The organism is Methanosarcina hadiensis, from assembly GCF_046529725.1.
Classification (GTDB): domain Archaea; phylum Halobacteriota; class Methanosarcinia; order Methanosarcinales; family Methanosarcinaceae; genus Methanosarcina; species Methanosarcina hadiensis.
Window position 1 is genome coordinate 3,329,278 of the sequence record NZ_CP136241.1, and the last position, 15,732, is coordinate 3,345,009.

Genomic DNA, 15,732 nt, shown 5'->3' on the forward strand with positions numbered 1-15,732 from the left:
TTGTGCTTATTTGCAGGTTAAGGATGCAAACAGGGTACAGGCATATGCAAAGTAACTCCTGAAGCAGCGCATAAACAGAATTAATTTATTTAAACATATAACGAAATACATTATAAATATTTCTATTAACTTGTGTAAATAAATCGAAAAAAAGCAGGAAAGTGGACTGGAGCTTCTGATTGATCACAGAAAAAACTGATCTAAAAGTTTGGAGTTACTTAATAAAATAATTTTTTGATAACATTAAATACTATAATCGAAAGATCGAAGACAGAAAATATATTAACTTCCGGACATATGATATGGAAAGACATAGCAAACTGGAGGTTTTGTTCGAATTGAATTCTGAAAAGCTGAAAATAGCTGTTCTTGGAGGAACCGGCAACATAGGAGAAGGCATGGTTTTAAGGCTTGCCCTTCAAAACCTTATGCCTGAAGGTATGAAGAATGAGATTATTATCGGGTCCAGATCCCTGGAAGCCGCAAATGAGGCTGCAGAAAAAGCATTATCGGAACTCGAAAACTGTGGGTTCGATACGTCCAGTATAAAAATTATCGGCATGAGCAACTTTGAAGCCGCAAAGGCATCCGAAATAGTAATACTCACTATCCGTTTTGACCATATCCTGCCTCTCCTTAAAGAAATAAGAGAGACCCTGGAAAATAAGGTCCTTATTTCACCTGTTGTTCCAATGGTAAAAGAAGGAAGTTTAATGGCATACAGACCTCCGGTAGAGGGTTCGGCAGCCCTTGCAATCCAGAAGAATGTCCCGGAATCTACCAGAGTTGTAGCAGCCTTCCATAACATTCCTGCAGGAAAACTCAAAGATGTTGTTAAATGTAAAGCTGTGCACGATGCGCTTGTCTGCAGCGACGATGCAGAAGCAAAGAAGCTTGTCATGGAACTTACACGGCATATGGGATGCCTCAAACCCCTTGACGGAGGGCCTCTTAAGCAGGCAAGCACAATGGAATCCCTGACACCCCTGATGATCAATCTCGCAAAATTAAATGGGCTTAAAGATCTCGGAATAAACTTTTCCTGAAAACCTCAATGAAATAGTAGAAAGAACGCATAACAGGAAGAATTTTACAGAAAAAATTTAATATACGGGGGGTTAGGTTTAATTAGTATAACTTATTTTAGATATAAAATCAGACAAAGAATAAAAGACGAAGATAATTCAGAACTAAGAAAAAAAATCCTTTGCTTAAGGAATTAAACCATAAAAAGTAAGTAGAGAAGCAGAACGATTTCATCTCGGATGAGTTGCATCTTTACTTATTGCATCTTTACTTATTGCATTTTTGCTTTATGATAGATTCATGGTTTTAAGAAGGATTAACAATGAGTGACCAGAATTTGCAGTTACTCCTGATCATATTTAATCGCGGATAAATTAGCTGATGTTAAATATCATAAGAGTAATATGAATATATAATAAAGAATTCTTTATTAAGAATTCGACTGGTAAGGAATTCAATTAAAAACTCTCGGGACAAAATCCGCTAGAGGGGCATCCATTCTGAAAATCAAAAGCTCTGCTTACCATCTCCTGCCTTAAATGCAGAGTTTCACCCTGACCTTCTTCTTTCGATACACTTACTTTTTCTAAACGAGAATTAACATCTAAAACCAGACAGTGAATCTCTATGAGTGAAGAACTGCTAAAAGTGTTAAAGGCTGCAGGACTTGATGTACTTTCCTGTATGCATTGCGGCACATGCACAGGAAGCTGTCCTTCGGGACGGCACACCGGACTAAATACCCGAAGAATAATTCGGGACGCGCGCAAGAACAGACCTGAAATCCTCTCGGATGATGACCTGTGGCTCTGTACAACGTGCTATACCTGCCAGGAGCGCTGCCCGCGCGGGATACCTATTACAGATGCTCTTCTTGAACTCAGAAGGCTGGCAGTAAAAGAAGGGTTTATGCGTCCAGAACACCGCAGGGTTTCGGAAATGGTTATCGAATGCGGGCATGCAGTCCCACTTGATGAAGAGACAATGAAAAAGAGGGAAGAGCTTGGTCTGGACCCTGTACCTGAGACCGTCCAGAAGTATCCGGAAGCCCTTGAAGAGCTGAAAACCCTTCTTAAGACCTGCAAATTCGATAAGCTGGTGGCTGAAAAATAAGGAAGGAGAAATTATGAACAAGTTATCTTTATTCCTTGGCTGTATTGTACCCAATCGATATCCTGGGATCGAGAAAGCAACCAAACTCTGCCTGCAGAGGCTTGAAATTGATGCGTCCGATCTGCCCGGAGCCTCCTGCTGCCCTGCCCCCGGAGTATTCAAATCTTTTGATAAAGCAACCTGGCTCGCACTTGCTAGCCGAAACATAGTCCTTTCGGAAAGAATGGAGAGGGATATCCTGACAGTTTGTAATGGCTGCTATGGATCCCTGGCAGATGCCAATATGGAACTTAAAAAAGACCCTGAAATGAAAGCCTGTACAAACACCTGCCTTAAAGGAATAGGCATGGAATTTAAGGGCACAGCAGAAGTAAGGCACATAATTGAATTTCTGTATAAAGAATTAGGGCCTGAAAAACTTAAAGGCTACATCACAACTCCCCTAGACCTTAAAGTAGCCCTGCACTACGGATGCCACCTGATAAAACCCTCAAAGGATAGAAATCTCGGGGAAACCGAAGCACCGGTATTCTTTGATGAACTTGTCGAAGCCACCGGCGCAAAGAGTGTGGATTACACTGACAAGATGATGTGCTGTGGAGCAGGAGGAGGAGTACGTTCAGGATATGCTGCAGAATCCCTGGAAATGCTTGAACACAAACTTGCCTGCATCCGTAAAGCAGGAGTGGACTGCATAGTCAATGCCTGCCCGTTCTGCCACCTCCAGTTTGACAGGGGGCAGCTTGCTGTCAATGAAAAATTCGGAACCGATTACTCTATCCCAGTCCTTCATTACTCTCAGTTACTTGGTCTTGCCCTTGGCTTTTCCCCGGACCAGCTCGGAATAGAACAGAACGCAGTCCAGAATATCGAATTTCTTGCAAAAATCTATGAGATCAGTGCAGGCTTAAGGTAACAATGAGAAATAAGTAGGAAGAGGATTTCTGAAAGCGAAGAAAAAAAATAATTAAACGGCTGGAGATAAATAGGGGCTCAAAATAAGTAAAATAAGTTTAAGATAAATAGTTAAGAGATGCTTAAACAGGATTCGATTTTCGAAAACTTAATTTGATTTTTTTCCGGAACTTAATTTGAACTTCAGCCTTCATGATAAACTTTTACCTGCCTGCACGTACCAGATGCATTTCTGTCTCCACTTGCAGGTTCTACAGACGTCCTCGACATCCGAAGGGCTGTTAATTTTTGAATTTATGAGCTGGAAGGCCTCGTCCGCCCTTAAAACAGCCCCGTCTTCAATCCCCAGTTTATCCAGGACAGCAAGGTCCATGTGTTTAATCCTGCGAGAAAGATGAGACTCCTGAGCAGTGCATTCCCTTTTACTAGGGCAGGAGACACAGATTGCATCACAATTGGTTACAAGCCTAAGAGGTCTGGAAGGAAGAGCTTCAAGATCCGAGATCACAGCCCGCATATTAGCAACAAAGGCCGGGCTATACCCATAACCCTGAAACCCCTGGATACAGCAGAGGTGGTGAGCCCTGATCTTAAGGGGCTCAGGCTCGTGTTTGGAATCGGTTTCCGATTTATATCTGGGTTTTTCTGGCATGCATATCTCCGGGGTTTGAAATCACAGGGCTAAAAACAGGATATCAAACCTATTCTATAATATTAATTATTCTATAAAATCAATTTCTGAGTCCCCCAGGCAGGAAAGTTCCAGAGGAGAAAGTGATATTGAAGGCGCATCTGAATATTTTACAAATAGAATATCATAACCTGTTTTAAGCCCGAGCATAATATTCAGGTCGGTTTGATCATTATTGAGAAGGAGAGCCTGCCCTATGGGATTGCAAACAGCTTCATACTCCGAGTCATCGATTTTTTTGATGTCCAGGCTCTTTTTTTCGAGGCCGCAAACCTTGCAGCAGACCGAAAATACCTCAAAATATCTTGAAAGGATATCATAGACCAGCCTGGCTTCCCTTTCGTGTTCGACACAGAAAGCAATTCCTATCTTTTTGTACCCAAGTCTTTTAGAATAAATTACAATTTCCTCTAGGTTTGTTCTCTTTGAAGAATCGGATTCAAGCCAGGCGGAAATCTGGATTGATTTAAGATTATCGCCGTTATAATCAAGTCCCGATTTTATAACAGAGCAGTTTTTGCCTATCAGGCATTCTTTGTTCCTGCACAACGCGCACTGCACACTTTTTCTCCCCCGGAGGCTTTAAACGAATAGGTACTACAATCATAAACAAACTTTGCAGGTATAAATATTTCCATAAAGGCAGGGAATGTACTGCAAGAATCCACTGTGAGCAAATCAGATAAAAAAGCTTAATGGGAAAAGAAAAACTTTCATCTGGAAAAATAAGAAAAAAATTAAAAGCCTGTAAGTTTATTTCCTCGCTTTTGGCAGAGGACCTTCGTAGAGCTTTTCAAGGGCGTTAACGATTTCTTCCAGTTTATTGAAAGGAATTCCCATAAGCATTTCATCATTTTCGATGTCAGTTGCTTTCCTGCACCCGAAGCAGCCTAAAGAAACATTTATTTCCCCTGTCAGGCTCGGCAGGATGGTTGTATCGGCACAGGTCGCCTGAAAAGCTGCACTGCTAAAGCTAACCCTTCCGCCTTTATAATAAGTGCTTGCAGGAATAATCCAGTATATGGTTTCCGGTTTGTCCACAAGAACAACCACGTCAGGCTCGATTTTAGCATCCTTCAGGGGCCCTACAATAGTTGCAGTCTTGCTTTCAGGCTCAAACGCCGGGCGCTTTGCTATCATTGCAGCTGCAGCTTCTACGCTGTCAAACATTCCCAGGTTATGATGAAACTCTCCTGAGGCCACTTTTTCAGGTACTGGAATGATTCCTAGGCTTGATGCTCCTACCACGCAGGCATGCTTATTTGCAGGAATTATAAAGGATTCTCCTTTTCTGGCCTGCATTATGGATTGGCAATGCCTGAGATTTTTATCGGGCTCACTGTATCCTTCGGGAATTGGCTCTCCCTTTTTAATAACCCTCACTGCAACAGGCTCGTATTTCAGGTCAAGGAATTTGACCAGTTTCTCTGAAAGCTGAGTATAATCCATGTTCTTCCCTCACCGACTATTCATTAACTACTTATGTAATTCCACATTTAAACAATATAGGACTACTTTTATAACGTTTTACAAACAACTTGAAAGTGAATTGTTATAGTTGTCTGTAATTAGTTAACAACTGCAATATTATTTAACTTTCCAATTTTTGATTAAGATTATTCTGGAAATTTGAATTCCCTGATATGGAGAGCTTTTGAGCGTATCCCTTTATCCGGGGGTTGTAAAACTCTCATTTCAATCTCTGACCAGAGCTTACGGACAAGTTTTGCGAATTCTTCAGCCCCAGGATCCCTGGAATGAGAAGCATATTCTATCACAGATTCCTCTTTTATCATTGCCTGTGTAGTAATGTCCGTGTAAGGCAAACAGGCAAGGAGAGGCACTCCTGCTTCCCTGCAAAAAGCCTCAATTTCAAGGCTTTTTTTCCTGTTGATATCATACCTGTTGATGCAGGCAACAGTTGGAATTTTAAAATGTTCTGTAAGCTCGATTACCCGTTTCAGGTCATGGAGTCCAGAAACAGTGGGCTCGCTAAGCACAAGGACAAGGTCAGTTCCGGTAATTGCTGCCATAACCGGGCAGCCAGTACCTGGGGGGCCGTCAATAATTATTAATTTGCAGCAGTATTGATCTGCAAGTTCTACAGCCTTTTTTCTAACCATATTCACAAGTTTTCCACTGGCTTCCTCTCCGATGCCCATCTTTGCATGAGCCATTGGCCCGAAACGGGTCATGGAGGAAACTGCCTGTCCGGAAACTCCCGGCACCAAGGATACGGCGTTTTCTGGACAGGCGACAGTACAGGCTGCACAGCCTTCGCAGCTATACGGATTTATCGTGAAGTTTTCAAGAACTGCCCCGAACCTGCACACTTTCGCACAGATACCACAACCATTACAGAGATCATGATCAATAGAAGCAAGCTCGAGACCCGGACAGTCCTCTATTTTAATCACCTGGGGCTTAAGAATAAGAGGCAGGTCAGATGCATCAACGTCACAGTCTGCCAGTACAATATTTTCTGCAAGAGAGGAAAAGGCAGCCGTAAGGGTGGTCTTTCCACAACCACCTTTTCCGCTAATTATAGCCAGCTGCCTCATTATACCCCCATATTTTTAAAAGCCAGTTCTTTTATTGTTAGAAACATGTTTTCGAATCTTTTTTTCCATTCAGGCATCTCCCTGACGAAAGGAATGCCTTCCGAATAAAGCCGGGCAATCGTCCTGTCATTGGGGATACGGAGCAGAACAGGTATTCCTTCTGCCCTGCAGAAATCTTCAACTCTTGAATCCCCCAGCCCTTCACGGTTAAGTACAACGCCCATAGGTATCTTCAGAGCTCTTGCAGCCTCCAGAGCAAGACAGAAACCATGAAAACCAAAAGGAGTGGATTCTGTCACAAGAACACAATAATCTGCACTTTCCATAACTGCAAGAACAGGGCATGCAATTCCAGGAGGAGAATCAATTATTGCAGGTCTGCTTTCATCGATATGATTCTGAAGCGATCTTATTACAGGCGTTGCCATTGCTTTTCCGATGTTTAGAGTGCCGCAGAAAAATATGAATGGAGATTCAGAAGACGTTTTTTCAATTATTCCTATAGGCTCGGGATTTTCCTCTATAGCTCCTGCCGGGCAGACAAGGCTGCATCCGCCACATCCGTGGCAGAGGGAAGGAAATGAAAGGATCTTTTTGGGGAGGGCAGCCAGAGCATTATATTTACAAAAATTAGAGCAGTTTTTGCAAAGTGTACATTTGTCGGGATTAATTTCAGGAACCAGGCAAAAAACTTTTTCTACAGGTTCCAGCTCAAATCCCAGAAACAGGTTACAGTTAGGCTCTTCCACGTCACAGTCAAAAAGTTGTACTTCACCGAGAGCAAGAGCAAGATTTACTGCAACCGTTGTTTTTCCAGTACCACCTTTGCCGCTTGCTATTGCTATTTTCATGAGCTGTAACTTCCCGCCTGGCATATAAATTAAAAAGCACGTTATTCAGTGATGGTGATCGTGTTCAGCACAGGTATTTTCAGCACTGGCGTTATTGAGATGACCTGCTTCCCAGGCTTCTATTGCGTTCTGGACCGTGCCACCTGCACCTACGAAAACATCGATTCCATAAGATTCAAACATCCTGACAGCCCTGTACCCCAGTCCTGCACAGAGCATAATTTCAACTCCATTCTTGTAGAGAAACTCAGGTGGCAGGTCTACTCCGCCCATATGCTCACTTGTATTTGGTATTACGGAAACTTTTCCAGTGTCAGTATCAAGAATTGTATAAGTAGGAGCTTTTCCGAAGTGTTGTTCTACAGCCCCTTCCATTCCTTTATTATCTCTGGTAGGTATACATACTTTCATTTTGTCACCTTTGTTGATATTCATTTAAGGGCATATTGGTAAGAAATTATTGCAAAGTTTTTGATTTTTGAGACTTAGCTCCGGATTTAAGATTTAAATCAAACTTTATCCATACTGCTATGACTGGAAGCGTTCGGACTCTTAAGAATGGGAAGCTTTCCGGACTGGTACTCCCGAAGAGAAAAGGAGACTGTACCCCGGGCTCCAGAGTAGATCTCAATACCTGCTTCGGAAAGTACAGAAAAAGAATTAGGTCCAACAATTCCAGTTAAGAGCGTATTTACTCCTTTATCCACAATTGTCTCCGCTGCCCGAATTCCGGCACCATTTTGAGCTTTTAAGCCCGGGTTTTTGATGGATGATACAGACCCAGCATTCGGATCTATTATCAGGAAATAATTGCATCTTCCAAACTGAGGGTCAACCTCAGATTCAGGATCCTTCCCGCAGGCACTTATGCAGATTTTCATGTTTTATGCTCCAATGCGATACGCTGACTCTCAAATCCGCATTTTCTGAGAATTTAATGTGAGGTTGGTTTATGTCAATCCTGCCGACCTCAGTGAGGCAGAGAGACAAAGTATAATTTCACTCATATGTACGTAAATATTTATAATTTTCTATTTGAAAAGAGAAATTGTTATATATTTATTCGACAATGTGCATAAGCAACCTATGAAAAAATGCAGAGGAAGACCGAAATGTCCCAGGCGCGTTGAACAAACCCCTGATATTACATATTTCAAGCCTCGAGGAGTTCCATTAGTAGACCTTGAAGTGATATCCCTCACAGTAGAGGAGCTTGAAGCCCTGAGACTGGTAGATGTAGAGGGTCTAAGGCAGGAAGACGCAGCCGTCAGAGTAGGGGTATCGAGAAGGGCTTTTTGGGAAGATTTGAAAGCCGCCAGAATGAAAGTAGCTCTTGCACTGAGCACGGGAAAAGCAATAGAAATTAAGGGCGGTAACTATATCAGGGCTGAGGCTGCTGATAATAAAGAAGATGCTGACTCGTGAAAGAGAAGTATGAACACAGGGACAAACAAAAAATTCCAGAAGTTTTAGAAAGGCGATAAAAATGACAGATAAGGTTCAACCACTGGAAAGCTTATCGAAAAAACCTGAGGAACCAAAAATTGTAGTTAACCTCAGGCGCATCAAGCGCAAGATCATGGTAATGAGTGGGAAAGGCGGGGTAGGAAAAAGTACGGTTGCCGCAAATCTCGCTGTCGGGCTCGCACTCCGCGGACACAGGGTAGGTCTTCTTGACTGCGATATCCACGGTCCGACCATTCCTACTATCTTCGGACTCGAGTCCGCAAGACCTGAGGTAAATGAAGAAGGAATTCTCCCGGTCCAGGTGCTTCCCAACCTCTCAATGATGTCTATTGGTTTTCTGCTCGAGAACAAAGACTCGCCCATAATCTGGAGGGGGCCTGCTAAAATGGGAGCAATCAAGCAGTTCCTTGAAGAGGTTTTCTGGGGAGCTCTTGACTTTTTGATTATTGACCTGCCTCCTGGAACCGGAGATGAGCCTCTCAGCGTGGCACAGCTTATTCCCAATTGTGACGGTTCAGTGCTTGTGACAACTCCGCAGGATGTGGCTCTCATCAGTGTCCGGAAATCAATTACTTTTTCGGAAAAACTGAATGTGCCTATTATAGGCCTCGTGGATAACATGCACGGGCTTATCTGCCCGCACTGCAACCAACCTATAGATGTTTTCGGAAGCGGAGGCGTTGAAAAAGCCGCAAAAGACTTCAATATTCCTATTCTTGCCAGGCTGCCTATAGAACCGAGAGTTGCGGAAATGGAAGATAAAGGAACGGTTGTCCAGGATCAGCTTAAACACGGCACGGAATGGCAGAAGAATTTCGAAAATGTCGTGAGTGCAGTAGAAAAAATGCTGGAAAAAGAATAAAGTAAAAATTATTTACATTTCTCTTTCTATTTCTTTTTTATTTAGGACTTACGCGGTTGAAGCACTTTTTCATAAGTTACATTAAAATACTTTTTTTAATATATTGGTATAAATATAATCAAAAAAAATCTCTGGGTTGAATTAAATAAATCCTCCTAAATGCACTGATCTCGATTACATCAACTTTCTTATCGCTTCTTCACGCGTGTTTAGCTGTACCGAAGCTTCTAAGTGCAGTTATTTAGATTCTAATAATCCAGCTCATGACTCTTTTACCCGTCTTCTTCTAAGGCAGCCTCCGGATACGGAGGCTTTATGGGAAGAAGTAAAAGATATAGTCACTCCTTACACTGGATTTCTTGTTTTCGATGATACTGTTCTGGATAAACCATATTCCAAGCATATGGATCTTGTTTACAGACAATGGAGTGGTAAACATCATCAGATTGTAAATGGGATCAATCTTGAAACCGTTGTCTGGACCTATAATGAAGCTCTAATTCCTGTTGACTTTAGAATTTACGATATAAATACTGATGGAAAGACAAAAAACGATCATTTCCTTGATATGTTGAATAAGGCAGAAGAACGTGGTTTTAAGCCTGAATTTGTTCTGTTTGATACGTGGTATTCCAGTATAAAGAATCTCAAAGCGATCAGGAAAAAAGGATGGCACTGGTTAACGAGATTGAAGAAAAACCGGTTAGTTAATCCTGATAAGACTGGTAATGTAGCAATTGAATTGTTAAGTATTCCACCAGAAGGAATAACGGTTCATCTGAAAGAATATGGTTTCATCAAAGTATTTCGGATAGTTTCCGAGGACGGAGACACGCAGTATTGGGCTACAGATGTACTGGATATGAAAGAAGAAAAAAGGAAAGAGTTAGGGAAAAAAGCATGGAAAATTGAAGAGTACCATAGAGGAATTAAACAGTTTTGTGGAGTAGAACGCTGTCAGGCAAGAAGAAATAATGTGCAGAGAGCACATATTATGATGGCACTAAGAGCATTCCTAAGATTTGAAGTCCAAAGAATGAAAACAGGAATGACATGGTTTGAGACAAAGTTAAGCATTACAAGAAATGCTGTAAGTCAATATATCAGAAAACCAATATATGAATTAGATTAAAAAGTAAAAAACTCGAAAGCTGCCTGCAAAGCAGGCAAGTGCGTAAGTCCTATTATTTAGTACTCCAGCTCTCTTTTCCGCTTCTGTAGAATGTATCTAATAAAGTTATTGTTTTTTACTCTATCGAATATTTTAAATCGATAAATAGTGATACTTTTTATCTTTGTTTACAGTTAATTATTTGTGTATGATGGATAATTCTATTGAGGAATTGAGGCTTTCTAGATCAGTAGAATAAAGATTCGGGAAAAGAGAGAAGCTATACGGAAAGCCTAAATTACAATAAATGAAAAATCAATGTTGAGAACATGAATAAATTACTTGTATCATTAATCCTGATCGCAGCTGTACTTTTTACGGCAGGCTGTACTGAAGATGAAAACAACTCGGCAGGTGCTCAGGAAGTTCCGGTAAGCGTTGTTGAAAACTTGACCGAGCTGGAACAGTTAAACGAGTCCATTCAGGAAGGCCCTGTCCTCGTTAAAGTCGGAGCTGAGTGGTGCGGACCGTGCCGGGAAATGAAACCAATCCTGAGTGACCTCGCAGCCGAATACACTGGAAAAGCTACAGTTATGTCTGTAGACATAGATATAAGCCAGAATCTTTCGAATTATTTCGCATCATCTTATATTCCTGATTCCTTTGTGGTCGTTAGCCTTAAGGACGGAGAGTATGTTTATATGCAGGAGAATGGAAGCGTTACTACAGACAGGTTCCAGGCAAGAGTTCTGGGAGTCAGGGACAAGCAGGTATTCGAAGACCTTCTGGACAGAGCTGTCCTTTACCATGAAAACACTGATGCAAAACAATGAAGTGTGACGTGCGGAGAGATCCGGGTTTCCAGCTTCCATCATTGTATGAAAGTTCAGATTTCCGACTTAGTTTACACTGAAATCATGATTCCCATACTTCCGCATTAAAAACAGTAATTTAAAAAACGGAAAGTAAAAAGCCAGATTAGAGCCATGTCTTATGAAACTATTTCCCCAGTGGTTGCATTCGGTGCAGGAATCCTCAGCATCCTGTCCCCATGCATCCTGCCCCTTCTTCCTGCAGTCCTCGCAAGTTCGGCAGGAAAAGGAAAGTTAAGGCCCCTTACAATAGTTCTTGGAGTAACCATATCTTTTACCCTTATGGGAATCGTAACCTCCGCTTTCGGAGCAGCTTTTCAGGCATACACAGGCCAGCTAAAAATCCTGGCAGAAATCTTGATACTTACAATGGGGCTTGCCATGCTTTTTGAGATAAGCCTGTTTAATGCCTTTGCAAGGTTCCCTCTCCTTGCAGGAATGAATGAGGGCGGTCCGATTTCTGGTCTTCTGTTAGGGCTTTCTCTAGGAGTGCTCTGGATTCCCTGTGTGGGCCCAATACTTGCCTCAATTTTGACAATGGTAGCCCTGGAAGGGAGTACTTCCAACGGTGCACTGACCCTTATGATTTACTCTGCAGGGTTTGCTGTGCCCATGCTCCTGCTCGCATACTCAGCCCATCTCTCCACCTCGAAAATAAAACTTATATCAAGATATGATGCAGCACTTAAGAAAATAGCCGGACTGGTGCTTATCCTTGTTGGGCTCTGGATGGTCCACCAGAATCACTTCTGGTGGCTTTTTTAAATTTTTTACTTTATTTTTAGAAAAGATATCCAGCCTAGTCCTGTTCGTGACATTGTTATCCATAGTTATTCTAACGTATACTTTCATCCCGATTAAACCGTACATTCAAAGAACTGTATCGTGACAAATAATTCTCAGTTCCAGAGTGGATATTTCGTTATTATTAATCTATATCCACTATTAATTTTTGACAGATTAAAATTTTACTAGATAAAAAATAACGAAAAATAGCAGCTTAAACAAAAAGAAAACAAATAAGCTGACGTAAAAATAAAAATCAAAAAAGAAAGCAGGGAATTATTCCTCACTTTCTTTTGCGATTGCTACGAGTTCGTTTACGCAGGCAACAGCCATAGGAGTTCCGCCTCTTGTACCTACACAGCTGATTGAGGGGATCGGGATTTTCAGGTTTCTGACCATTTCCCTTGACTCTGCTGCATTCACAAAACCAACTGGGAGACCGATTATAAGGGCAGGCCTCACACCTTTTTCAATAAGCTTGCAGACCATAATAAGGGCAGAAGGAGCATTTCCTATTGCAATGATGCTGCCATCGAGTTTTTCCCTCGCCGCCAGGAAGCCTGCTGATGTCCTGGTTATCCCGTATTTATTCGCGATTTTAGCATCCGGGTCTTCATCAAGCACGCAGATGATCTCGGATTTGTGCCCTGCTTTTGTAACCCCGGCTTTTACCATATTGATGTCCACGAAAATTGGGGCACCTTTTTTAATAGCCTCGATACCAGCAGGTATGGGATCATTCGTAAAGCGCATGATGTCGGCAACCGAAAGGTCTCCGGTCGCAATGACGCAGCGCTGGCGGAAGCGGTCTTCAGGGGTAGAGTTTCCTACAATCTCCCGGATCATTGTCCGGCTTTTCATGTAGATGGCTTTTGCCTCTTCAGTCCTTGCTCCCGAGTCATTGCAGATATTTACAAGTTCGGGGTCTACTTCAACTGTAAGCTCGGTAAATTCTTCAAGGTTATCGAGGTTTCCTGCGTTTTCATTCGCTTTTTGTTCAGTAGTCATATTTCTTGTGATACCCCCTGGGTGTTATGATCATATCCTTTTTCGGAGACTTCCAGATCCGGGATTCCCCATTGCCTATGAGAATAGCGGTGCTCATGTCCACCCAGTCCTCATAGTTCATAACTTCTCCAAGGGTTGTCACGATCTGGTCCTCATCCTCGCCTCTCATGGCATTCTTGACAAGCCCGACAGGCACGGAATCTGCCTTATACTTGCGAATAATTTCGATTGCTCTTGCAAAATTGGACTTTCTCTTGCGGCTTTTTGGATTGTAGAGGCCTATCACGAAGTCGGCATCTGCAGCCATATTAAGCCTTTTTTCGATAACTTCCCAGGGAGTTAAAAGGTCGCTTAAACTGATAACCGCAAAATCCGTTACGACAGGTGCACCGAGAATGCTTGCGCCTGCAAGGACTGCTGTGACTCCGGGAAGGATTTCAATATCCACATCAAGGTTCTCATGTTCAGCAACTTCCAGCACGATACCTGCCATGCCATAGACGTTGGTATCTCCTCCGCTGACCATGACCACGTTTGCGGATTTTGCAAGTTCTACGGCTTTCCGGGCTCGATCAACCTCTTTTCCCATATAACTCCGGATTACTTCCTGAGTGCCGAGAAGACTTTCCATCTGATCAAGGTAGGTACTGTTTCCGAGAACATAATCGGCATTAAGGATTACATCCCGGGCTTTGAGGGTTAACTGCTCCACTGAACCCGGTCCTATTCCCACAACGTAGAGTTTTCCGGATGCCTTATCTTGCGATTGCGATTGTGACTCTGCCATAGACTTTCTTCCTGCAAATCAATTCGTGTTTTTCCGAAAGGGCCAGCGCAGCAGGCTCTGCAACCCCTTTTAATCCGAAGCGAGAAGCCTGGGAGGATGAAGGAGGATTGTAGCTGTTCAGCACTTCATCCGGCAAAAAATTCACCGGGATGCCGAGCAGTTCACCCGCTTCCAGCAGACCTCGCTCATTTTCTTTAAGTTTCGCGGAGGCAAAAGCCGTAATCTCCTGGAGGCTCAGGCCGCATTCATCCAGCGCCTGTTTTACGGCTTCGACAACTTCTTCTTTTGTAATGCCCCTGCGGGTTCCGATTCCAAGAATCATCAGTAATCTTTTATCCACTGCTATCTTGTGCAGTTTCGGTATTATTCGGCATGTTAGTGCCGGAAATTAGTATTAATTATCAGCCAGTATTAATTATCGCTTTTTCCAGCACTATTATCATTTACTTCAGCCTGCTTTTTTCTAACAAGCACGGAAACATCCTCATCCACAACAACAATCCTGGGTCCCTTAACTTCAAGAACTTCCACGTTCTGGTCAAGGAGAGCGCAGTTTACAGCAATTGTGGATTCTTTATTGAAGACATCGCAGCCTAACTTATCGGCTATCCCCTCAACCGAGGGTTTGCCGTGGACCTCCGTAGCCGTTGTGAGTACAGGGACCGCCCCTAATTCCGCGATTTTTCGGGCAACCTCGTTTGCCCCATGGTGTCCTCCAAGGAGAGGAATTGCGAAATTAAGGTTTGAATCCACAACAACCACTGCAGGGTCTGACCACTTATTATCGAGAAGAGGAGCAATATCCCTTACTACGATACCCGTAGCAAAAACTGCAACTATTGCCCCGTAGTTTTCAAAGGCTTTCCTGAAGATACCCTTTTCGTAAAGCAGAAGGTCAGCTTCAAGATGCTGTGCTATCTTTGATGCAATTTCCCTGTTCCTTTCAAAGGTGATTACAGCGGTTCCTGGGCTACTCCGTATAAGTAGGACCTCCTGTAGTTTTTAGGGTCAACAACTCCGCCGATAATAATCATTGCCGAGCGTTTGATCCCTGCATCCTTGACCTTATCTGCAATGTCTTCCACAGTCCCGGTGATGACTTCTTCATCTTCCCAGGACGCATGGAAGACGACTGCAACAGGAGTATCTTTCGGGCAGCGGACTTTTTCCATAATCTCCCTGATCTTCTGGGTGCCGAGGAAGATTGCCATCGTGGTATTATAAGCAGAAAGTTCGGGGATGAGATCTTTTTCCAGGGTCTTTCCGGCAGGACGGGTAATAATGAGTGTATCCGAAACGCCGTTAAGAGTCAGCTGAGTGCCAAGAGCAGCTGCACTTGCAAAAACCGAGGAGACACCGGCAACCCTTTCGACTTCTATATCATATTTTCTCAGCTCTTCCATCTGCTCTATAACAGACCCGTAAAGGGATGGGTCTCCGCTGTGGAGCCTCACTACGAACTTTCCTGCATCCACGGCATCGGCAATTATCTTGGTAGTCTCATCAAGGGTAAGACCGTAGCTGTCCACTGTCTCTCCTTTTGTGTAGTTAAGAACTTCAGGGTTTACGAGCGAGCCCGCATACATAACAAGGTCTGCTTTCTCAAGCATCTCACGCCCGAGGACGGTAATCAGTTTGGGGTTTCCGGGGCCTGCTCCTACAAAGTATACTTTTCTTTCCAT

20 protein-coding genes are annotated in these 15,732 nt (G+C 42.9%); 8 read left to right on the forward strand and 12 right to left on the reverse strand.

From position 1 onward, the window contains the following. Nucleotides 1-338 precede the first annotated feature (338 nt). The 3 genes from npdG (at nucleotide 339) to hdrB (ending at nucleotide 3,055) form a co-directional block, all read left to right on the forward strand. Complete coding sequence (gene npdG / locus RSJ42_RS14320; RefSeq protein ID WP_410507943.1) at nucleotides 339-1,046, forward strand: NADPH-dependent F420 reductase; 708 nt, start codon at nucleotides 339-341, stop codon at nucleotides 1,044-1,046. A gap of 607 nt (nucleotides 1,047-1,653) precedes the next feature. Beyond that, nucleotides 1,654-2,139, forward strand: a complete 486-nt coding sequence (gene hdrC / locus RSJ42_RS14325; RefSeq protein WP_410507944.1) for a CoB--CoM heterodisulfide reductase subunit C — start codon at nucleotides 1,654-1,656, stop codon at nucleotides 2,137-2,139. Nucleotides 2,140-2,152: 13 nt separating this feature from the next. Beyond that, on the forward strand, nucleotides 2,153-3,055 hold the full coding sequence (gene hdrB, locus RSJ42_RS14330) for a CoB--CoM heterodisulfide reductase subunit B (protein WP_410507945.1): 903 nt from the start codon (nucleotides 2,153-2,155) through the stop codon (nucleotides 3,053-3,055). 189 nt (nucleotides 3,056-3,244) lie between these two features. On the opposite strand, the gene RSJ42_RS14335 is transcribed toward hdrB, so the two are convergent. The 7 genes from RSJ42_RS14335 to RSJ42_RS14365 all read right to left on the reverse strand — a co-directional run bounded on the left by RSJ42_RS14335 (nucleotide 3,245) and on the right by RSJ42_RS14365 (nucleotide 8,038). Continuing rightward, a complete protein-coding gene (locus RSJ42_RS14335; RefSeq protein ID WP_410507946.1) occupies nucleotides 3,245-3,706 on the reverse strand; it encodes a DUF1284 domain-containing protein in 462 nt (153 codons plus the stop codon). Nucleotides 3,707-3,772: 66 nt separating this feature from the next. Then, a complete protein-coding gene (locus RSJ42_RS14340) occupies nucleotides 3,773-4,306 on the reverse strand; it encodes a DUF1847 domain-containing protein (RefSeq protein WP_410507947.1) in 534 nt (177 codons plus the stop codon). 192 nt (nucleotides 4,307-4,498) lie between these two features. Beyond that, nucleotides 4,499-5,194 carry a DUF169 domain-containing protein gene (locus RSJ42_RS14345; RefSeq protein ID WP_410507948.1) on the reverse strand — a complete coding sequence of 232 codons (696 nt, stop codon included), beginning with the start codon at nucleotides 5,192-5,194 and terminating at the stop codon, nucleotides 4,499-4,501. A 167-nt stretch (nucleotides 5,195-5,361) separates the two neighbouring features. Continuing rightward, nucleotides 5,362-6,306, reverse strand: coding sequence for a 4Fe-4S binding protein (locus tag RSJ42_RS14350; RefSeq protein WP_410507949.1), 945 nt, complete (start codon nucleotides 6,304-6,306; stop codon nucleotides 5,362-5,364). Further along, on the reverse strand, nucleotides 6,306-7,157 hold the full coding sequence (locus RSJ42_RS14355; RefSeq protein ID WP_410507950.1) for an ATP-binding protein: 852 nt from the start codon (nucleotides 7,155-7,157) through the stop codon (nucleotides 6,306-6,308). Before RSJ42_RS14355 ends, RSJ42_RS14350 begins: the two co-directional genes overlap by 1 nt. Before the next feature lie 45 nt (nucleotides 7,158-7,202). Beyond that, a complete protein-coding gene (locus RSJ42_RS14360; protein ID WP_410507951.1) occupies nucleotides 7,203-7,568 on the reverse strand; it encodes a NifB/NifX family molybdenum-iron cluster-binding protein in 366 nt (121 codons plus the stop codon). Between the two features lie 98 nt (nucleotides 7,569-7,666). Continuing rightward, nucleotides 7,667-8,038, reverse strand: coding sequence for a NifB/NifX family molybdenum-iron cluster-binding protein (locus RSJ42_RS14365; protein WP_410507952.1), 372 nt, complete (start codon nucleotides 8,036-8,038; stop codon nucleotides 7,667-7,669). Between the two features lie 205 nt (nucleotides 8,039-8,243). On the opposite strand from RSJ42_RS14365, the gene RSJ42_RS14370 reads away from it, so the two are divergent. From RSJ42_RS14370 to RSJ42_RS14390, 5 genes are all read left to right on the forward strand, one after another. Next, nucleotides 8,244-8,582 carry a DUF134 domain-containing protein gene (locus tag RSJ42_RS14370; RefSeq protein ID WP_410507953.1) on the forward strand — a complete coding sequence of 113 codons (339 nt, stop codon included), beginning with the start codon at nucleotides 8,244-8,246 and terminating at the stop codon, nucleotides 8,580-8,582. Nucleotides 8,583-8,643: 61 nt separating this feature from the next. Then, nucleotides 8,644-9,486: a P-loop NTPase gene (locus RSJ42_RS14375; RefSeq protein ID WP_410507954.1), complete on the forward strand. Its 843-nt coding sequence runs from the start codon at nucleotides 8,644-8,646 to the stop codon at nucleotides 9,484-9,486. 145 nt (nucleotides 9,487-9,631) lie between these two features. Continuing rightward, entirely contained in the window at nucleotides 9,632-10,618 is a 987-nt protein-coding gene (locus RSJ42_RS14380; protein WP_410510381.1) for a transposase, read from the forward strand. Nucleotides 10,619-10,926: 308 nt separating this feature from the next. After that, on the forward strand, nucleotides 10,927-11,430 hold the full coding sequence (locus tag RSJ42_RS14385) for a thioredoxin domain-containing protein (RefSeq protein WP_410507955.1): 504 nt from the start codon (nucleotides 10,927-10,929) through the stop codon (nucleotides 11,428-11,430). 153 nt (nucleotides 11,431-11,583) lie between these two features. After that, a complete protein-coding gene (locus RSJ42_RS14390; protein WP_410507956.1) occupies nucleotides 11,584-12,234 on the forward strand; it encodes a cytochrome c biogenesis CcdA family protein in 651 nt (216 codons plus the stop codon). A 297-nt stretch (nucleotides 12,235-12,531) separates the two neighbouring features. Here RSJ42_RS14390 and RSJ42_RS14395 read toward each other — a convergent pair whose 3' ends face one another. From RSJ42_RS14395 to RSJ42_RS14415, 5 genes are all read right to left on the reverse strand, one after another. Further along, on the reverse strand, nucleotides 12,532-13,263 hold the full coding sequence (locus RSJ42_RS14395; protein ID WP_410507957.1) for a precorrin-8X methylmutase: 732 nt from the start codon (nucleotides 13,261-13,263) through the stop codon (nucleotides 12,532-12,534). Beyond that, the gene (gene cobJ / locus RSJ42_RS14400; protein WP_410507958.1) at nucleotides 13,253-14,050 is read right to left on the reverse strand and encodes a precorrin-3B C(17)-methyltransferase; all 798 of its coding nucleotides are present in this window, start codon (nucleotides 14,048-14,050) and stop codon (nucleotides 13,253-13,255) included. The genes RSJ42_RS14395 and cobJ overlap by 11 nt, the downstream gene beginning before the upstream one ends. After that, nucleotides 14,019-14,390, reverse strand: a complete 372-nt coding sequence (locus RSJ42_RS14405) for a cobalamin biosynthesis protein (RefSeq protein WP_410507959.1) — start codon at nucleotides 14,388-14,390, stop codon at nucleotides 14,019-14,021. Before RSJ42_RS14405 ends, cobJ begins: the two co-directional genes overlap by 32 nt. 71 nt (nucleotides 14,391-14,461) lie before the next feature. Continuing rightward, nucleotides 14,462-14,923, reverse strand: a complete 462-nt coding sequence (locus tag RSJ42_RS14410) for a cobalamin biosynthesis protein CbiG (RefSeq protein WP_410510382.1) — start codon at nucleotides 14,921-14,923, stop codon at nucleotides 14,462-14,464. A gap of 80 nt (nucleotides 14,924-15,003) precedes the next feature. Beyond that, nucleotides 15,004-15,732, reverse strand: a complete 729-nt coding sequence (locus RSJ42_RS14415; protein WP_410507960.1) for a cobalt-precorrin-4/precorrin-4 C(11)-methyltransferase — start codon at nucleotides 15,730-15,732, stop codon at nucleotides 15,004-15,006.